17 protein-coding genes are annotated in these 17,332 nt (G+C 28.2%); all 17 read right to left on the bottom strand.

The features are described 5' to 3' along the window. Nucleotides 1-36: 36 nt before the first annotated feature. The 17 genes from lysS to BT993_RS04145 all read right to left on the bottom strand — a co-directional run bounded on the left by lysS (nt 37) and on the right by BT993_RS04145 (nt 17,255). Nucleotides 37-1,527 carry a lysine--tRNA ligase gene (gene lysS, locus BT993_RS04225; RefSeq protein WP_072593383.1) on the bottom strand — a complete coding sequence of 497 codons (1,491 nt, stop codon included), beginning with the start codon at nt 1,525-1,527 and terminating at the stop codon, nt 37-39. Next, nucleotides 1,517-1,891: a DUF1934 family protein gene (locus BT993_RS04220; RefSeq protein ID WP_072593382.1), complete on the bottom strand. Its 375-nt coding sequence runs from the start codon at nt 1,889-1,891 to the stop codon at nt 1,517-1,519. Before BT993_RS04220 ends, lysS begins: the two co-directional genes overlap by 11 nt. A gap of 8 nt (nt 1,892-1,899) precedes the next feature. After that, the gene (locus tag BT993_RS04215) at nt 1,900-2,307 is read right to left on the bottom strand and encodes a hypothetical protein (RefSeq protein ID WP_072593381.1); all 408 of its coding nucleotides are present in this window, start codon (nt 2,305-2,307) and stop codon (nt 1,900-1,902) included. An 11-nt stretch (nt 2,308-2,318) separates the two neighbouring features. Next, complete coding sequence (locus tag BT993_RS04210) at nt 2,319-2,783, bottom strand: 23S rRNA (pseudouridine(1915)-N(3))-methyltransferase RlmH (protein WP_072593380.1); 465 nt, start codon at nt 2,781-2,783, stop codon at nt 2,319-2,321. Nucleotides 2,784-2,834: 51 nt separating this feature from the next. Continuing rightward, on the bottom strand, nt 2,835-4,667 hold the full coding sequence (mutL, locus tag BT993_RS04205; RefSeq protein WP_244147543.1) for a DNA mismatch repair endonuclease MutL: 1,833 nt from the start codon (nt 4,665-4,667) through the stop codon (nt 2,835-2,837). Nucleotides 4,668-5,014: 347 nt separating this feature from the next. Further along, the gene (locus BT993_RS04200) at nt 5,015-5,266 is read right to left on the bottom strand and encodes a hypothetical protein (protein ID WP_072593378.1); all 252 of its coding nucleotides are present in this window, start codon (nt 5,264-5,266) and stop codon (nt 5,015-5,017) included. Nucleotides 5,267-5,289: 23 nt separating this feature from the next. Further along, on the bottom strand, nt 5,290-6,591 hold the full coding sequence (locus BT993_RS04195; protein WP_072593377.1) for an ABC transporter substrate-binding protein: 1,302 nt from the start codon (nt 6,589-6,591) through the stop codon (nt 5,290-5,292). A 21-nt stretch (nt 6,592-6,612) separates the two neighbouring features. Beyond that, nucleotides 6,613-7,446 carry a carbohydrate ABC transporter permease gene (locus tag BT993_RS04190; protein ID WP_072593376.1) on the bottom strand — a complete coding sequence of 278 codons (834 nt, stop codon included), beginning with the start codon at nt 7,444-7,446 and terminating at the stop codon, nt 6,613-6,615. A gap of 17 nt (nt 7,447-7,463) precedes the next feature. Further along, on the bottom strand, nt 7,464-8,357 hold the full coding sequence (locus BT993_RS04185) for a carbohydrate ABC transporter permease (RefSeq protein WP_072593375.1): 894 nt from the start codon (nt 8,355-8,357) through the stop codon (nt 7,464-7,466). A 60-nt stretch (nt 8,358-8,417) separates the two neighbouring features. Then, the gene (locus BT993_RS04180; RefSeq protein ID WP_072593374.1) at nt 8,418-9,725 is read right to left on the bottom strand and encodes an ABC transporter substrate-binding protein; all 1,308 of its coding nucleotides are present in this window, start codon (nt 9,723-9,725) and stop codon (nt 8,418-8,420) included. A gap of 25 nt (nt 9,726-9,750) precedes the next feature. Further along, a complete protein-coding gene (locus BT993_RS04175) occupies nt 9,751-10,680 on the bottom strand; it encodes a dihydrodipicolinate synthase family protein (RefSeq protein WP_072593373.1) in 930 nt (309 codons plus the stop codon). Next, complete coding sequence (locus tag BT993_RS04170) at nt 10,677-11,534, bottom strand: ROK family protein (RefSeq protein ID WP_072593372.1); 858 nt, start codon at nt 11,532-11,534, stop codon at nt 10,677-10,679. The genes BT993_RS04175 and BT993_RS04170 overlap by 4 nt, the downstream gene beginning before the upstream one ends. After that, nucleotides 11,531-12,229 carry an N-acetylmannosamine-6-phosphate 2-epimerase gene (locus tag BT993_RS04165; RefSeq protein WP_072593371.1) on the bottom strand — a complete coding sequence of 233 codons (699 nt, stop codon included), beginning with the start codon at nt 12,227-12,229 and terminating at the stop codon, nt 11,531-11,533. Before BT993_RS04165 ends, BT993_RS04170 begins: the two co-directional genes overlap by 4 nt. Before the next feature lie 9 nt (nt 12,230-12,238). Next, nucleotides 12,239-13,057, bottom strand: a complete 819-nt coding sequence (locus BT993_RS04160; protein ID WP_072593370.1) for a MurR/RpiR family transcriptional regulator — start codon at nt 13,055-13,057, stop codon at nt 12,239-12,241. Then, nucleotides 13,054-13,989 carry a tRNA wybutosine-synthesizing protein 4 beta-propeller domain-containing protein gene (locus tag BT993_RS04155; RefSeq protein ID WP_072593369.1) on the bottom strand — a complete coding sequence of 312 codons (936 nt, stop codon included), beginning with the start codon at nt 13,987-13,989 and terminating at the stop codon, nt 13,054-13,056. The genes BT993_RS04160 and BT993_RS04155 overlap by 4 nt, the downstream gene beginning before the upstream one ends. Nucleotides 13,990-14,139: 150 nt before the next feature. Continuing rightward, nucleotides 14,140-16,758: a bifunctional acetaldehyde-CoA/alcohol dehydrogenase gene (adhE, locus tag BT993_RS04150; protein ID WP_072593368.1), complete on the bottom strand. Its 2,619-nt coding sequence runs from the start codon at nt 16,756-16,758 to the stop codon at nt 14,140-14,142. Between the two features lie 131 nt (nt 16,759-16,889). Beyond that, on the bottom strand, nt 16,890-17,255 hold the full coding sequence (locus BT993_RS04145) for a Rid family detoxifying hydrolase (protein ID WP_072593367.1): 366 nt from the start codon (nt 17,253-17,255) through the stop codon (nt 16,890-16,892). Nucleotides 17,256-17,332: the final 77 nt, after the last annotated feature.

The following is a 17,332-nucleotide window of genomic DNA, read 5'->3' as shown; positions in this document are numbered from 1 at the left end:
GGGGCTGTTCCTAAATAGAGCAGCTCCTTTTATATATTATTCAAAATGTGTTTCTTTTTTTAAAGTAGGGAACATAATTACATCTCTTATAGATGATGAGTTTGTAAGTAACATTACAAGTCTATCTATCCCTATTCCAAGTCCTCCAGCTGGTGGCATTCCATATTCTAAAGCTCTGATATAGTCTAAATCCATTTCAGTTGCTTCATCATCTCCATTTTCCTTTGCTCTAACTTGGTCTTCAAATCTTTCTTTTTGATCCTTAGGGTCATTTAATTCAGAATAAGCATTACCATATTCTCTTCCTGTTATAAACAGTTCAAATCTATCTACCCAATCACTTTCTCCTTTAGAATTTTTAGATAACGGAGAAATTTCTTTTGGATAATCTGTAACAAATGTTGGATTAACTATAGTATGCTCTACTTTTTCTTCAAATAATAGGTTTAAAATACCAAACTTAGTATAAGTCTTATTTTTATCTAAATTTATTCCAAGTCCCTTAGCAAATTCTATTGCAGATTCATCTGTAGTGTTTTCATCCATAACAAAACCTGTATGTTCTTTAACTATTTCTCTCATAGTTACTCTTCTCCAAGGTTTTGCAAGATTTATTTGTTTATCTTCATAAGGTATTTCATAAGTTCCATATAAGTGATAAGTAAGTGATGAAATTAAATCTTCAGTAATATCCATCATATCATTAAAATCAGCATATGCTTGATAAAGTTCCATCATAGTAAATTCTGGATTATGCTTAATAGACACTCCTTCATTTCTAAAATTTCTATTTATTTCAAAAACTTTTTCAAATCCTCCAACTAAAAGTCTTTTTAAATAAAGTTCTGGTGCTATTCTTAAATACATATCCATATCTAAAGCATTATGGTGAGTTATAAATGGTTTTGCATTAGCTCCCCCTAATGTTGGATGTAACATAGGAGTTTCAACTTCTAAAAATCCTTTTTTTTCTAAATATGTTCTAAAATATCTAATTATTTCAAATCTTTTTTTCATAGTGTCCATAACTTCAGGATTCATAACTAAATCAATATATCTTTGTCTATAACGCATTTCAATATTTTGAAGTCCAGAAAATTTATCTGGTAATGGTCTTATATTTTTAGATAGTATCTCTAAATGTGATGCTTTAATTGTTAATTCACCTGTTTGTGTACGAAACAATTTACCTACTACACCAACAAAATCTCCTGTTGATAATCTTTTAAATGTTTCATATTCTTCTTCACCTATTTCATCTTTTTTAGCATAAATTTGAATTTTTCCTGTGGGATCTTGAATGTGTGCAAATCCATTTTTACCCATTCTTCTATATGACATTATTCTTCCAGCAGTTTTAAATTCATTTTCTGAAGTTTCATCAAAATTTAAAATACTTCCTATTTCATCTTTTTTATCAAAATATCTTCCATATGGTTCTAATCCTAAAGCTTTTAATTCATCAATTTTTCTATATTTTTCTTTCATTACATAGGTTTCATTAACTGCATTTTCTTTATTTTCCATTTATTCCTCCTAAGTTAATTTTAACTTCAAAACTTGAAATTAAATTTTCAATATCCCTATCACTATATATATTATATACTAATTTAATATTATTTTCTTCTTTTTCAATTTCCCTAGTTAATATATATACTTGCATTTCTAAATCATTCATTTTTATTATTGATTTAGTCAGCCTACCTTTTATATATCTCTGTATGTATTCTATCTCTCCCTTTTTTTCTAATAATATTTCATTTTCTTTAAATTTCCATAAATATTTTTCAGATTTATATACATAACTAAGTTCATTATTAATATATTTAAAATCTATATTTTTAATTATAGTAACATCATTTGTAAACTTATCTTTTATTTCTAATATCATATTTATTCCTAGTCTTCATCATCAAATAAATCATCAAGGAAAGTATCTATATCCTCTTCTTCATCTGAATAATCATTTAATAATTCCATATCATCTTCTATATAATTATCCTCTAGTCCATTATCATCATTAAAAGGAGGATCATAATCATTGTAATCGTTTTCTTCATACCAATCAAATTCTTTTTCATCTATCTTATATGACTCTTCTTGAAAATTATCTAGTACATTTTCTTCTTCATCTTCATCTTCTACTAAAATCAATTCTTCATCATCATAAAAAAATACTTTTTTTATTCCATATTCATTTTCACATATCAAGTATTCAATACCTGAATATGGAAATTCCCCAATACATGTAAAATACTCTAAATTATCATTTACATCAAATTCAAATTCATCCCCTATTGTATACATTAAAACTCCTCCTATTTATGATATTTAATATTATTTTCTATACATATACTTCTGTAAATTTGTTCTATAAGAATAAGTCTCATTAATTGATGTGGAAAAGTCATTTTAGAAAAACTTAATTTAAAATCTGCTAATTTTCTAACTTCATCGTTGTATCCATTAGAACCACCTATAATAAAATTTATTTCACTATAATTTAACTTTAAATTAGATATTTTACATGATAATTTTTCACTTGTAATATTTTCTCCTTTAATATCTAATAGTATATTATATCCAGAATTTTTATTTATACTATCTATTAGTAATTTTGATTCTTTATTAATGGCAAAATCAACATTATTATCTGCTTCTTCTTTTAATTCTATAATATTAATTTTAACATATTTAGACAATCTTTTTAAAAATTCTTCTATACCTTCAATTATATATTTTTCCTTTATTTTTCCAACACAAATCAAATTAATTTTTAACATTAAAATCCCTCTCAACAAGTTTATATATCATATATACAAGGAAAAGTCAAGTTATTTTACACGACCGAACATTTTGTCTAAATCATATTTAGATATTTTTGATATAATCGGTCTTCCATGAGGGCATGTATACTTACCTACTTCATGTAATCTTCTTACCATATTTTGCATTTCTTGCATGTTTAATTTTTGTCCTGCTTTAATAGCTCCTCTACATGACATAGATATTATTATTTTTTCCCTAATATCTCCCACCTTATTTTTACTCTTTAAATCAATTAATATTTTTTCTAAAATATTAGTTATACTTTCTCTAAAGTTAAAATTAGGTACTGCTCTTAGAGCTATTTGATTGTTTGAAATTTCATCAATTTCAAAACCAAGTCTTTCAAATATATCTATATTGTTAAATATGATATCTTTGTCAATTGGACTAACATCTACTAATTCAGGTAAAAGAAGCATTTGAGAACTAATATTCTTTTTTTCAAAATTAGACATTAACTCCTCATAAAGTAATCTCTCATGTATAATATGTTGATCATATATTTCTAAATTATTATCTCTATTAACCAATATATATGTATCAAATATTTGACCTAACACTTCATAATACTTTACTTCACCCTCTTTTTTTTCAAAAAATGGTTTTAAATATTCTGATTTATTTTCTACTTTTTCTATTTCAGTTTTTTCTTCAATATCTTCATCATAAAAAGGATTTTCATATATTAATTTAGGTTCTCTTACTTCAAAATCTCTATTTTCTTTAAAAACTAAAGGTTCAGAAACAACTTCTTTTACTTCATCTTTTGGAAATATATTTAAAGACACATATTCTGTTTCTATATTATCTTCAACTATTTCTTTAGTTTTTGGTATTAATGTAGGTTGCCAAGCTCTTCTATCAAACTCATAGAAAAAGTTTTCAATAGATCTTTTTATATCATTATATACTATTTTTTCATCAGAGAATTTTATCATTTTCTTACTTGGGTGTACATTTACATCTATTTCTTTTGGATTTACATCATACATTAATATTACAAAAGGATATTTACCTTTCATTAATTTAGTATAATAAGCATCTATAACTGCTCTATCAAGTAAATTAGATTTAACATATCTACCATTAACATAAGTATATATGTATTCCTTTGATGACCTTAAAATTTCAACATTTCCTAAATATCCATATTCAAATTTCTCTAAATTTTTAAGAACATTTTTACCAAAAAGTTCAAAAATAGTGCTTTCCATACCATTACCTGTAGTTTTTAAAGTAGGCTTACCATCTATATATAAGGTTATAGCAACATTAGGATTAGCAAGAGCTTCTTTAAGAACTATATCTTTAATCTTACTATATTCTGTACTTTCTTTTCTTAAAAACTTTTTTCTAGCAGGTGTGTTATAAAACAAATCTCTTATTTCTATCTCAGTTCCAACACTTCTAGTAAAATTTTCATACTTTCTAACTACTCCAGCATAAGCATTAATTATTGTTCCTAATTTATCATCTTTTGTTCTACTACTCATAGAAAATTTTGAAACAGCTGCAATTGAAGCTAAAGCTTCTCCCCTAAACCCATATGTTTGTAAATTAAATATATCTTCTTTAGTAGATATTTTAGATGTTGCATGTCTTTCTATACTTAAAAGTACATCTTCTCTACTCATACCTTTTCCATTATCTGATATTTTTACATATATTCCACCATTTAATACCTCTATTTGTATAGAAGTTGCTTCTGCATCTAAAGAATTTTCAAGAAGTTCTTTTATCATACTTGATGGATTTTCTACAACTTCTCCAGCTGCAATAATATTTGAAATACTATCATCTAATATTTTTATAACAGACATATTTATCACTTCTTTCATTAATTAATATTTAATAAAATAATAACACAAATAGCAGAAATAATAAAGATAAATAATTGAAAAAATACTAAAATACTGCTATAATTAATTTGCGAGGATATTCGGAATAGTGATAACATATTTTTGGGCTTTACTTTTTGGATAAGGGGCTATCTCTGTTAATATATGCTTAAGGAAATCACGAACTGACATAGGGCTTTTACGGATCTTATAATATTTAATATATGGCTGCCACGTTTTGTTTATAAGGCGACAAATTCTCATCACTCCGGTATTTTGGCTTATATAAAAAAGTCTGAAATTTTTAATATACTAAAGTTTCAGACTTTTTTGATTATAACAAGAAATTATTTATGTTTTCTAAATAAATATATTATGATATTTAATAATGCACTTGTAACTACTATAGGCATATAATTAAAATACATTGCATAAGTTCTGGAATGATAAGGAATTAAAAATAACATAATAACCCCCACCATATTAATTATTAATGGTGGTAAATACAGCTTATTTGTAACCTTATTTAAAAAGAATGTAAATAATAATGAACCTAAAATATATAATTTACTATAATAAAACCATAATAAAACTATCATCTAACAAAACAACTCCTATATCTCTATTTAGCATCTTCAATTGTTTTAGTTGCATCTATAACAAATTTATCTAATCCATCTTTAGGACTAATTTGTCCATTTAACACAGCTTGAACCATATTTGACCATAATGGTCTCATTTGAGCAAATCCATCTATAGTATTGTAATATGGACCATAATTTCCATTTATTGATTCTATAAATTTAGTTTCTTCATCATCACCATATAATCCTGTTTTACCAACTGGAGAGAAGTTTCTAGTTGCTTTAAGAGATCTTTCACCCCATACTGGATCATTAATTACAAAATCTACAAATTTTTTAGATGCTTCAATTTTTGCCTCATCTCCATTATTAAACACAGCTGCTCCTGCTAATAATAATTCATATTTAGCTTGTCCACTGCTATTTGGCATAGCCACATATACTGGATCTAATTTACCACTTTCTCTAGCTAATTGATTACCTCTTATAGCATTTAATCCTGGTGAATAAATCATAGTTCCAGCTGAAAGTCCACTTCTAAATGCTTCTAAAGCATCTTTAGCTTCTGATGAAACACCATCTCCTAATAATCCCTTATCATGTGCTTGTTTAGCCCATTCTAAAGCTTTAACTCCTTTTTCATTATTAACAATATACTTAGTTATATCTTTATCTGTAAGCCAAGTATCAAATAAATTAACAACAAAAGATCTTGGTCCATGACTTCCATCTGTTGATTTATTGAAAAATATTATTGGATCTATACTTGAATCTTTTTCTTTAATTGCTGTTAATAAAGCCTCAAATTCTTCAACATTCCAGTTTCTTCCTGGTTTGTTTAATGGCAACATATGAGTAACACCTAATCTATCTGTAATTACTCTATTAAATGCCATAACAAACGGTGCAGTTCCTAATGGATATAGATATAGCTTTCCTTTATGACTTGCAGCTGAAACTATTGTATCAGAATAAATTGAAGTATCAATATCAAAAGGAACTAAATATCCTTTTTTAGCCCAATCTATTACTCTTCCAGGAGCATCTATAATAACATCAGGATTTGATTTAGAAATAATAGCTGTTTCAAGCTTTGCTGGTCCATCTGTAAAATCTATTTTTTGATATTCAACTTTAATATTTGGATTAGCCTCTTCAAATGCTTTTATTAAAGCCATATCAAATTCTTCAGATGTCTTTAATTCAGGATCTGCATTAAAATTAGGAAAAGACCAATATTTAATTGTAACTATTCCATCTTCCTTATTTTTCATACCACAAGAAAATACTACAATTGATAGCAAAGCTGTGGCTATTAATAGTTTAAAATTTTTATACATTTTTTTCCTCCAATATATATTTTATCCTTTAACTGCTCCCATAGTAACACCTTGTGTGAAATAGCTTTGGAACATTAAGAATACTATTATCATAGGCATAGATGCAAGTGCAGCTCCTGCCATTAACAATCCATAGTTTAATGAAAATTCTGCCATTTGTGCCATTGAAGCTACTCCTAATGGAAGTGTTTTCATTAATTCACTATTAGTAAATATTAATTGAGAGAAATAATCATTCCAACTTGCGATAAATGTGAATATCGCTAAAGCCCCTATTCCAGGTTTAACTATAGGTAAAACTATAGATATAAATGTTCTAAATTCTCCACAACCATCAATTTTTGCTGATTCAAGTAACTCATTTGGTACTGAATGAGAAAATTGTTTCATCAAGAATACTCCAAAAGGCCAACCAACTGCTGGTAAAATTAAAGCTTGATAAGTATCTATCCAACCTAATTCAGTTATAAATTTTAATAATGGTATTAAAATAACTTGTTTAGGTAATGCCATTGCGGCAACAAATACTATAAACAACACATTTACCCCTGGAAAATCTTTTTTTGCTAAAGCATAACCTGCAAGTGTTGCAGTTACACAAACTAATATTGTTGTCATACTAGAAATAAATACTGAGTTAAAAAACCATCTTGCAGTATTATCTACTAACAATTGTTTGTAATTTTCAAGAGTTGGTGAAACTGGTATCCATTGTGGTGGTATGCTTATTGCAACATCTTGTATTTTAAATGAACCTGTTAATATCCAATAAAATGGAAATATAAAGAACAGGGCAAAGATAACTAATATTATTATTGATATCACACCTAAAGGTGTTGTTTTTTTAACTTCCATACTTTCTCCTAACCTAATTAATCTACATCATGTGATAAGAATTTAAATTGTATTACTGAAATTATACCAATTATAATCGCAAGCAATACTCCCATTGCTGATGAAACACCGAATCTAGTTTCTACTATTGCTTTTTGGTAAACTAAATACATTATTGTCGATGTTGAATAATTTGGTCCACCTGCTGTTAATAATTGTATTAAAGCAAATATTTGAAAACTATTAATTGTTGTAACAACCACTATATATAATGTTGTTGGTTTAATAGTTGGCCATATAATTTTTCTAAAACATTGAGAATCTGTAGCACCATCAATTTTTGATGCCTCTATTAAATCTTTAGGAACATTTCCTAAAGCTGCTACATATAAAATTATAGGTTGACCAACACTAGTAGTAATCAGTATCGCTATAATGGCATATATAGCCGTTCTAGGATTACCAAGCCAATCTATTTGGTTACTTGTAATATGTGTGCTATTTAAAACATAATTTAATATTCCATACTTTGGATGATAAATCCAATTCCATACAACAGTAACTGAAACTACTGATGATATAGCTGGTATATAAAATATACCTCTAAAAATCGATCTTACTAATGCACTTTTTTCATAAATATTAATAGCAACAAATATAGAAAATGCAACTACAATAGGTACTGCTATCATAGTAATTACTATAGTATTTGTTGTTGATTTTATAAACACTTCATCACTAAATAAATCTATATAATGTTTTAATCCTACAAATGTTGTGTTACGTCCTCTAAATCTAAATAAAGATAAATAAATCCCCTTAGCCATTGGATATAAAACAAATGTTGAAAAGAATATCATTACTGGTAAAATAAATAAATATGCACTATAATCTATTTTTTTAAAGTTTATTTTTTTAATAGAATTAAACATCTATTGCACCTCTCCTCATATAAAAGAGGTAGAAAGTTTCTACCCCTTCTATTTCTATTACTATTTTGCGTCTTCAATTGTTTTATTTGCATTTTCAACAAATTTATCTAATGCTTCTTTAGGGCTAACTTGTCCATTTAATACTGATTGAACCATGTTAAACCATAATGGTCTCATTTGAGCATAACCATCTATAGTATTGTAGTAAGGTCCAAAGTTTGCACTTTGTGATTCTATAAATTTAGTTTCTGCGTCATCATCATAAAGACCTGTTTTACCAACTGGTGAGAAGTTTCTTGTTGCTTTAAGTGATCTTTCTCCCCATACTGAATCATTAGCTATAAAATCAACGAATTTCTTAGCTGCTTCACTTCTTGCCATGTCTTCATTATCAAATATTGCTGCTCCAGCTAATAGGAATTCAAATTTAGCTTGTCCACTTTCATTAGGGAAAGAAACATATACTGGTTCTAATTTACCTGCTTTAATAGCATCTAAATCTGCTTTTCCACCTTTTAATCCTGGTGAATAAAGAATTGTACCTGCTGCATTTCCACTTCTAAATGCTTCTAAAGCATCTTTAGCTTCTGATGAAACTCCTTTTCCTAATAACCCTTTATCATAAGCTTGTTTAATCCATTCTAAACTCTTAACTCCATTTTCATCATTAATAGTATATTTAGTTATTTCTTTATTTGTAATCCATGAATCAAATAAGTTAGAAACAAATGCTCTTGGACCTTGGTCCCCAGCTTGTGATTTAGTGTATAAAAGAATAGGATCTATTTTTGGTGCTTTTTCTTTAATAGCTGTTAATAATGCTTCAAATTCAGCAACTGTCCAGTTTCTTCCTGGTTTGTTTAATGGTAACATATCAGTAACACCTAATTTATCAGTTATAACTTTATTAAATGCCATAACAAATGGTGCTGTTCCTAATGGATGTAGGTATAATTTACCGTCATAGCTTGAAGCTGATAACATAGATTTAGAATAAACTGAAGTATCTACATCAAAAGGAACTAAGTATCCTTTTTTAGCCCAGTCTATTATTCTTCCTGGTGCATCAATAACAACATCTGGAGTTGATTTAGATTGAATAGCTGTTTCAAGTTTTGCTGGTCCATCTGTAAAATCAATTTTTTGATATTCAACTTTAATACCTGGATTAGCTTCTTCAAATGCTTTTATTAAAGCCATATCAAATTCTTCAGGTGTTTTAAATTCAGCATCAGCTGTAAAGTTAGGGAAAGACCAATATTTAATTGTTACAGGCCCTTCAGTTTTTGGTTCTGATTTTGCATTACATGCAAAAGCTGTAAGTGCTAATGCAGCTGTAGCTGCTAACATTTTAATTTTTTTGTTCATAATTTCCTCCAATATATATGTTTTATTAACTGCAATACTTATTGATTAATTCTTCAATCTTATTATTCAATTCCTTAGCAAGTTCTATATCTTTTTCTTGAGTTACTGGTAACATTGGACCTCTTGGTTGTCCTGTATGTATTCCTCTTAAATGTAAAATATATTTTGCTACACCATATAATGATGGTCCTTTTAATAATCCTTTTATTACTTCATTTACTTCATTTTGTAATTCTCTTGCTTTGTCAAATTCTCTATTTTCCATATATTCATTTAACTTAATAAACAATTCAGGCATAACTCCATATGTTCCACCTATTCCACCATCTGCTCCTATCATACGTCCTGCAATAAATTGTTCATCTGGACCATTAAATACAATAAATTCTCCATTTTTCACTTTAGAGCCTATATATTTAAACTGTTGTAATTCAAATGTAGATTCAGAAGAACATTTAATTCCTATAACTTTTTCCATAGCAGCCATTTCTTCTAATAGAGAAATAGGTAAATTAAATCTAGTAGTTTGTGGTATATGATAAATAATAAATGGTAAGTCAGTGGCATCTATCATAGCACTCCAATGTTCTTTTACTGCCTTAGGAGAAAATCCATAATATACACATGGAATTGATGATACTGCATCAACACCACATTCTTTAGCATGTTTAGCAAGTCTTACAGATTCAGGTGTAGAATTTGCACCCACATGAGCTATTATAACTAACTTATCTTTAGCCACTTCCATAACTGCTTCAAGTACTGCTTTTCTTTCTTCTTCACTTTGAAGAACTCCTTCTCCTGAAGACCCTCCTACATAAAGACCTTTTACACCTTTTTCAATGTAATATTTTGTTAATTCTTTTGCTCTTTCTGTTGAAATGTTTCCATTATCATCATAAGTAGAATACATAGCAACAAATACACCTTTAAATTTTTCTAAATTGTAATTCATTTCATTTCCTTTCTTACTATATTATATATTCCATATATTCCTGCTGAATTTTTTAAATTTGCAAGTTTAACATTACTATTAAACTGTTTTCCTATTACTCTTTTATTTAATACTTCTAATATCTTATCTTCTAAATATTTTCCTTGAGCAGTAATTCCACCACCAATTACAATATTATCAGGGTTAATCATATATAGTATATTTAATAATCCCGTAGTTAGATTATACACCATTTTATCTATTGCTTCATTACATAGGATATCTCCTTTTTTAGCATTTTCAAAAACATATCTTCCATCAACTTTTTTCCCAAGTCTTTCACTAACATAATTAGTTAAATATGTTGCCGATGAAAAATCCTGAAAATACCCATCATTTAATGGCATATACCCTATTTCTCCAGCTGTCATTGATGCACCACTAAACACTTTACCATCTAGTATTAATGAACCACCAACTCCTGTTCCTATAGTAAGCATAAACATAGACCCTTTATAATCAGAAAAACAGTATTCTCCAAATGCTGCCGAATTAACATCATTTTCTACAAAAGTTTGTATCCCATATTTCTTTTCTATTACTTCCCTAAACTTAGTTCCTGTATATTTTGGTATAGTAGGTCCAGCAAATATTACTTCACCAGTATTAGAATTTACTACTCCTGCTGTTGAAATACCTACAGCATCAACATCAGTATTTTCTCCTATTATCTTCAATACATCTTCTAAGATATAGTTATCATCTTTAGTAACCCTAGTTTCTATATTTTTCACTTCTATATTATCATTATCAATATCTTCTATTATTGAATATTTAATATTAGTTCCACCTATGTCAAAACAAATTATTTTCATTTTAATCCCATACCCTCAATAAATCTATTTGTTATTTCTAAAGGTCTTGTAATTGCTCCTCCTACCACTACTGCATATGCTCCAAGCTCTAACATTTTTCTAGCTGACTCAGGAGTATGTATTCTTCCCTCTGCAATGACAGGTATTTTAACTACAGCCACTAATTCTTCTATCAAACTATAATTTGGTCCTTTATCTAATGTTTCAGTATAAGGTGTATATCCATTAAGAGTAGTACCTACAATATCTACTCCAGCTTTTTCAGCATTTATTCCCTCTTCTAAATTTGAAATATCAGCCATTAATAAAATTTTTGGATATTTAGCCTTAATTTCTACAATAAATTCATTAATAGTTTTTCCATCATATCTTTCTCTTAAAGTACAATCAAGTGCTATAATATCTGCACCTGCTTCAACTAAAACATCTATTTCAGACATACCAACCGTAATATATTGAGGAAATCCTTCATAGTTTTTCTTAAGTAACCCTATAACAGGAACATTAACTTCTTTTTTTATTTCCTTAACATCTAATACTCCATTTGCTCTTATTCCTTTTGCACCTGCTTTTATAGCTGCTCTTGCCATTAATGGCATAATTGTATCATTTTCAATATACAATGGTTCTCCAGGAAGTGCTTGACAAGACACTATTAATTGTCCTTTTAATTGTTCTAATAATTTGTTACTCACAATTTCCTCCTATTTATTCTTGTTGGCTATAGCTTCTGCCATACCTTGTCTTACTAATTTTGCTTTTTTACTATTTCTCAGTGCATATCCTGTAGCTAATACATCTATAATATATAACTGAGAAATTTTAGATACTAATGCTCCACCATTAAGTAATGTTTCTTTACCAGAAGTTAATATAACAATATCTGACATTTTGGCAATGGGGGATAGTATATAATTTGTAATGGCAATTATTTTACAACCATTATTCTTAGCTATTGATAATGGATAAATTAAATCTACAGTTTCTCCAGATAAACTTATTACAACTATCACATCTTTTTCTGTAGTAGTTGAGGCATACATTACCTGAAAATGTCCATCACTTACACTATGTCCAATTTTTCCAAATCTCATAAACCTATTTTGAAATTCTAAAGCAGCAACACCTGATGCTCCCATTCCAAATACATACAATTTTTTAGAACTTTCTATTGCCTCTATTGCTTTTTCTACATCTTTTTTATTAATTAAAATTTTTGTATCTTTTATAGTTTCTAGTATATTATACTCAATATTTTCAATATAGTGTTCTTTTGTGTTTCTTTCATCTTCTATCGTGGCTATTTCTCTTGCAACCTCAAGTTTAAAATCAATAAAACCTTTAAACCCAATTTTCTTTACAAACCTAACTATAGTTGCTTCTGATACATTTATTTTTTTAGTAATTTCATGAAGAGGCATAAAACAAATTGCATCTCTTTCTTTAATTACATAATCTGCAACTTTAAGTTCTTGTTTACTAAAAGACGGATAAAACGACTGTATCAATGTAATATATTTCATATTAATTCTCCTATTAAAACTTGAGCTGTCCTATATCCAGGTTTTATTTCGCCATTAATTAAATAAACTTTTTCTTCATTTTTTATTATAGTTGAGCCACAAGTTGCATTTAATATATCTCCATTAGATAATAAGGTAAACTTTTCATCTAATGTGTTAAATATATAAATATTTTTATTCCATTTAAATTCTTCTCTTTTTTTAGAAAAATATTCAATTTTAAATTCAATTTGACCTAACTTTTGCACTGCTTCATCATAAATCTTTTTATTGCAACCTCCTACAACTAAAAAATTATTATCATCTAGCATACAAGAGGTTGCACCAGTCAGGCAAGTAGGAGTGTCGCATATTTTATGCCACTCATTTTTATTTATGTCATATACATATGAATCTAGGCAACAAATATTTGAAGCACCGCTAAATAAGTATAGTTTTCCATTAGATATAAAATTTACAGATTGTTCTCTAACTTCTCCTATAAATTTAGCAAGTTTTCTTAATTTTCTATCTTTCAAATTAAATTCATATATATACTCTTTTCCAAAATAAATTTTCTCGTTATATACACCACCAAATCCACCAACAATTTCAAAGCCTAAATCATATATTTCTGTTTCAATAATCCTATTTCCATTCAATGTGTATTCATATATTTTAGTGTTTTCTGCACCAGAAATTAAATATATCTTATTATCATGATTTACCACTATTGCTTTATCAGGGGCAATTTTACCACTCTGTTTAGAAACTAAGTTAAAGTCTAAATCATATAAATACATATCATTATACACTTTTCTAGCTCCATGTGGTGGTGTTCCATTAGGAAAATTAGAACCTCCATATATTAATATATACTTATCTATCTTTGAGCATAGCATAGATGTTAGTCCTAATTCATGTCCTACATTTTTAAAAAACTTAAATTTCACTTTTATCACCTGATATATTATACCTCAATTTTTTCAAAAAAGCAAAAAAAAATGAAAAAAAATTTCATTTATTTTTTTCATATAATACAAGGGGTTGAGTTATGAAAAGAAATAAAAATGCTCATGAAAACATGAGCATTTTATTTAATTTTATTTAGAATTTTTCATTTTTAAATATTCTTCTCTACCATAGTAAGATTTTAAGTAAATTTCTTTTAATTCTGAAATTAATGGGTATCTTGGATTTGCAGGAGTACATTGATCATCAAAAGCATCAACTGATAACTCATCTACTGCCTCTAAGAAATCTTTTTCAGGTATTCCCCAATCTCTGATAGTTTTTGGTATTCCAATTTTTTCTTTCAATTCTTCTATACCGTCAATTAAAGCTTCAACTTTTTCTTCTTTAGTTTGACCCTCTTTAGATAATCCTAAGAAATCTGCAACTTTTGCATAACGATTTCCAGCATCTGGATATCTATATTGAGGGAATACTCCCATCTTAGTTGGTGCTTCTTCTGCATTAAATCTAATAACTTCTCCTAATACTAAAGCATTTGCTATACCATGTGGCACATGGAATTTTCCACCTAATTTATGTGCTAATGAGTGGTTAATTCCTAAGAAAGCATTAGCAAAAGCCATACCAGCTATACATGAAGCATTTGCCATTTTTTCTTTAGCTTTAACTGCTTTTGAACCTAAAGCTACTGATTCAGGTAAATATTTCATAACTAATTTCATAGCTTCTAATGAATAAGGTTTTGTATATTCAGTTGCTAAAATTGAAACATATGCCTCAATAGCATGTGTAAATACATCTATTCCTGATGCTACTGTTAATCCTTTAGGCATTGTTAGCATTAATTCTGGGTCATTAATAGCTACATCTGGAGTTAATTCATAGTCAGCTAATGGATATTTTACTCCAGTTTCATCATCAGTAATTACTGAAAATGGTGTTACTTCTGAACCAGTTCCAGCTGAAGTTGCAACTGCTACAAATTTAGCTTTAATACCCATTTTAGGGAATGAGAATATTCTCTTACGTATATCCATAAATCTCATTGCTAAATCTTTAAATCTAATCTTAGGATATTCATATAATACCCACATGATTTTAGCAGCATCCATTGCAGATCCTCCACCAAGTGCAATAATTACATCTGGTTGAAATTCTCTCATAGCCTCTGCTCCTGCAATAGTACAACTTAATGTAGGGTCTACTCCAACATTAGAAAATATTCTGTAATCTATACCTATTTTTTCTAATACTTTAGTAATATGATTAGTGTATCCTAATTCTGCTAAAGTACTATCTGTTACTATAAATGCTTTTTTATGATTGTCATCTTTTAATTCTTCTATAGCTATAGGTAATGAACCGTATTTAAAGTAGATTTTTTCTGGAACTTTGAACCATAACATGTTTTCCCTTCTTTCTGCTACTGTTTTAACATTTAATAAATGTTTAACTCCAACATTTTCTGAAACAGAGTTTCCTCCCCATGATCCACAACCAAGTGTTAATGATGGTTCTAATTTAAAGTTAAATACATCTCCTATCGCTCCAAGTGATGCTGGCATGTTTATAAGGGTTCTTCCTGTTTTCATTTCTCTACCAAATCTATTAATTTTTTCTATTTCAGCTTCATTAATATACATACAAGAAGTATGTCCAAGTCCGCCAAGTTCAATTAATGCTTTAGCTATTGTCATTTGTTCTTCAAAGCTCTTAGCCTTATACATTCCTAAAATTGGAGATAATTTTTCATGAGCAAAAGCTTCTTTTTCAGAATAATCTTTTACTTCACCTATTAATACTCTAACAGTTTCAGGTACTTTTAATCCAGCCATAGTAGCTATAGTGTATGCACTTTGACCAACTATATCAGCATTTAAAGCTCCCTCTTTAAACATTACATCTCTTACTTTTTGGATTTCATCTTTTTTAAGAACATATGCTCCTCTATCTACAAATTCTTTTTTAATTTCATCATATCTTGATTCAGGTAATATAATAGCTTGTTCTGATGCACAAATAACACCATTATCAAATGTTTTAGATAATAAGATGTAGTTTGCAGTCATCTTAACATCAGCTGTTTCATCTATAATTACTGGAGTATTACCTGCTCCAACCCCTATAGCTGGTGTTCCAGAAGAATAAGCACTCTTAACCATTCCAGGTCCACCTGTAGCTAATATCAAATCAACATTTGACATTAATTCTCTTGATAATTCCATACTTGGTTCATCTATCCAAGATATGATATTATCTGGAGCTCCATATTTTTTAGCAACTTCTAATGCAAGTTTTGCTGCATATATAGTTGAATTTTTTGCTCTTGGGTGTGGAGATATAATAATTGCATTTCTTGTTTTTAATGCAAGTAATATTTTAAATATTGCTGTAGAAGTAGGGTTAGTTGTAGGTATAACCCCTGCAATGACACCTATAGGAGTAGCTATCTTTTTAATTCCATAAGATTTATCTTCTTCCAGAATACCACAAGTTTTTTCATCTTTATACTTATTATAAATATATTCAGATGCAAAGTGATTTTTAATAACCTTGTCCTCTATTAGTCCCATACCTGTTTCTTCAACAGCCATAGTTGCAAGAATAATTCTTTGATCATTAATTGTTTGAGCAACTTTTCTAAAAATTTTGTCTACTTGCTCTTGTGTAAATGAAGCGTATTGTTCTTGTGCTTCTCTAACTTTTTTCATCATCTCTTTTAAACTTTTGATGTCTTTAACTACCATTTTTACCTCCAGTAATTTTTAGCTTTAACCTATCTGGTTAAATATTTATCATTATACCTCAAAAAACATAAAAAATCAAGATACTTTTTTCACTTTACAAGAGATAATCCCAGTATTAACCTAGTTTACCTCTATTTTTTAATATATGCTATAGCTTCTATTTCAACTAAACCACCTTTAGGTAATTTACCAACTTCAAAGGCAGATCTTGCTGGAAATGGTTCTTCAAAATATGTTGCATAAACTTCATTTACAGATACAAAATCATTTATATCATCTAATAAAACCATAGTTTTAACTATATCTTTTGTTGTTAAACCATTAATTTCTAAAATTGCTTTTAAATTTTCTAATGATTGTTTTGCTTGTTCAGATGCTGTTTTACCCTCTATAACATTCGTTTCTGGGTTTATCCCTAATTGTCCTGAGATATATAGAAAATCTCCTGCTACATAATATGCAGAATATGGACCTACTGCATTTGGTATTTTTTTCATAATTTTTCTCCTTTAGTTTAAAAATAGCTTACAAAAGTAAGCTATCTTATATTATTATTCAGCGATATCAGCAACAA

The organism is Streptobacillus ratti (assembly GCF_001891165.1).
Classification (GTDB): Bacteria; Fusobacteriota; Fusobacteriia; order Fusobacteriales; family Leptotrichiaceae; genus Streptobacillus; species Streptobacillus ratti.
Note: the sequence above shows the minus strand (reverse complement) of the source record. Positions and strands in the feature narration are given on the sequence as shown.

Excerpts from the sequence above, each read along its gene's own strand:
- BT993_RS04215 (WP_072593381.1), bottom strand. The coding sequence starts at position 2,307 with ATGTATACAATAGGGGATGAATTTGAATTTGATGTAAATGATAATTTA.
- mutL (WP_244147543.1), bottom strand. The coding sequence starts at position 4,667 with ATGAAAGAAGTGATAAATATGTCTGTTATAAAAATATTAGATGATAGT.
- BT993_RS04145 (WP_072593367.1), bottom strand. The coding sequence starts at position 17,255 with ATGAAAAAAATACCAAATGCAGTAGGTCCATATTCTGCATATTATGTA.
- BT993_RS04195 (WP_072593377.1), bottom strand. The coding sequence starts at position 6,591 with ATGTATAAAAATTTTAAACTATTAATAGCCACAGCTTTGCTATCAATT.
- BT993_RS04160 (WP_072593370.1), bottom strand. The coding sequence starts at position 13,057 with ATGAAATATATTACATTGATACAGTCGTTTTATCCGTCTTTTAGTAAA.
- adhE (WP_072593368.1), bottom strand. The coding sequence starts at position 16,758 with ATGGTAGTTAAAGACATCAAAAGTTTAAAAGAGATGATGAAAAAAGTT.
- BT993_RS04200 (WP_072593378.1), bottom strand. The coding sequence starts at position 5,266 with ATGATAGTTTTATTATGGTTTTATTATAGTAAATTATATATTTTAGGT.
- BT993_RS04185 (WP_072593375.1), bottom strand. The coding sequence starts at position 8,357 with ATGTTTAATTCTATTAAAAAAATAAACTTTAAAAAAATAGATTATAGT.
- BT993_RS04180 (WP_072593374.1), bottom strand. The coding sequence starts at position 9,725 with ATGAACAAAAAAATTAAAATGTTAGCAGCTACAGCTGCATTAGCACTT.
- BT993_RS04175 (WP_072593373.1), bottom strand. The coding sequence starts at position 10,680 with ATGAATTACAATTTAGAAAAATTTAAAGGTGTATTTGTTGCTATGTAT.
- BT993_RS04220 (WP_072593382.1), bottom strand. The coding sequence starts at position 1,891 with ATGATATTAGAAATAAAAGATAAGTTTACAAATGATGTTACTATAATT.
- BT993_RS04170 (WP_072593372.1), bottom strand. The coding sequence starts at position 11,534 with ATGAAAATAATTTGTTTTGACATAGGTGGAACTAATATTAAATATTCA.
- lysS (WP_072593383.1), bottom strand. The coding sequence starts at position 1,527 with ATGGAAAATAAAGAAAATGCAGTTAATGAAACCTATGTAATGAAAGAA.
- BT993_RS04210 (WP_072593380.1), bottom strand. The coding sequence starts at position 2,783 with ATGTTAAAAATTAATTTGATTTGTGTTGGAAAAATAAAGGAAAAATAT.
- BT993_RS04190 (WP_072593376.1), bottom strand. The coding sequence starts at position 7,446 with ATGGAAGTTAAAAAAACAACACCTTTAGGTGTGATATCAATAATAATA.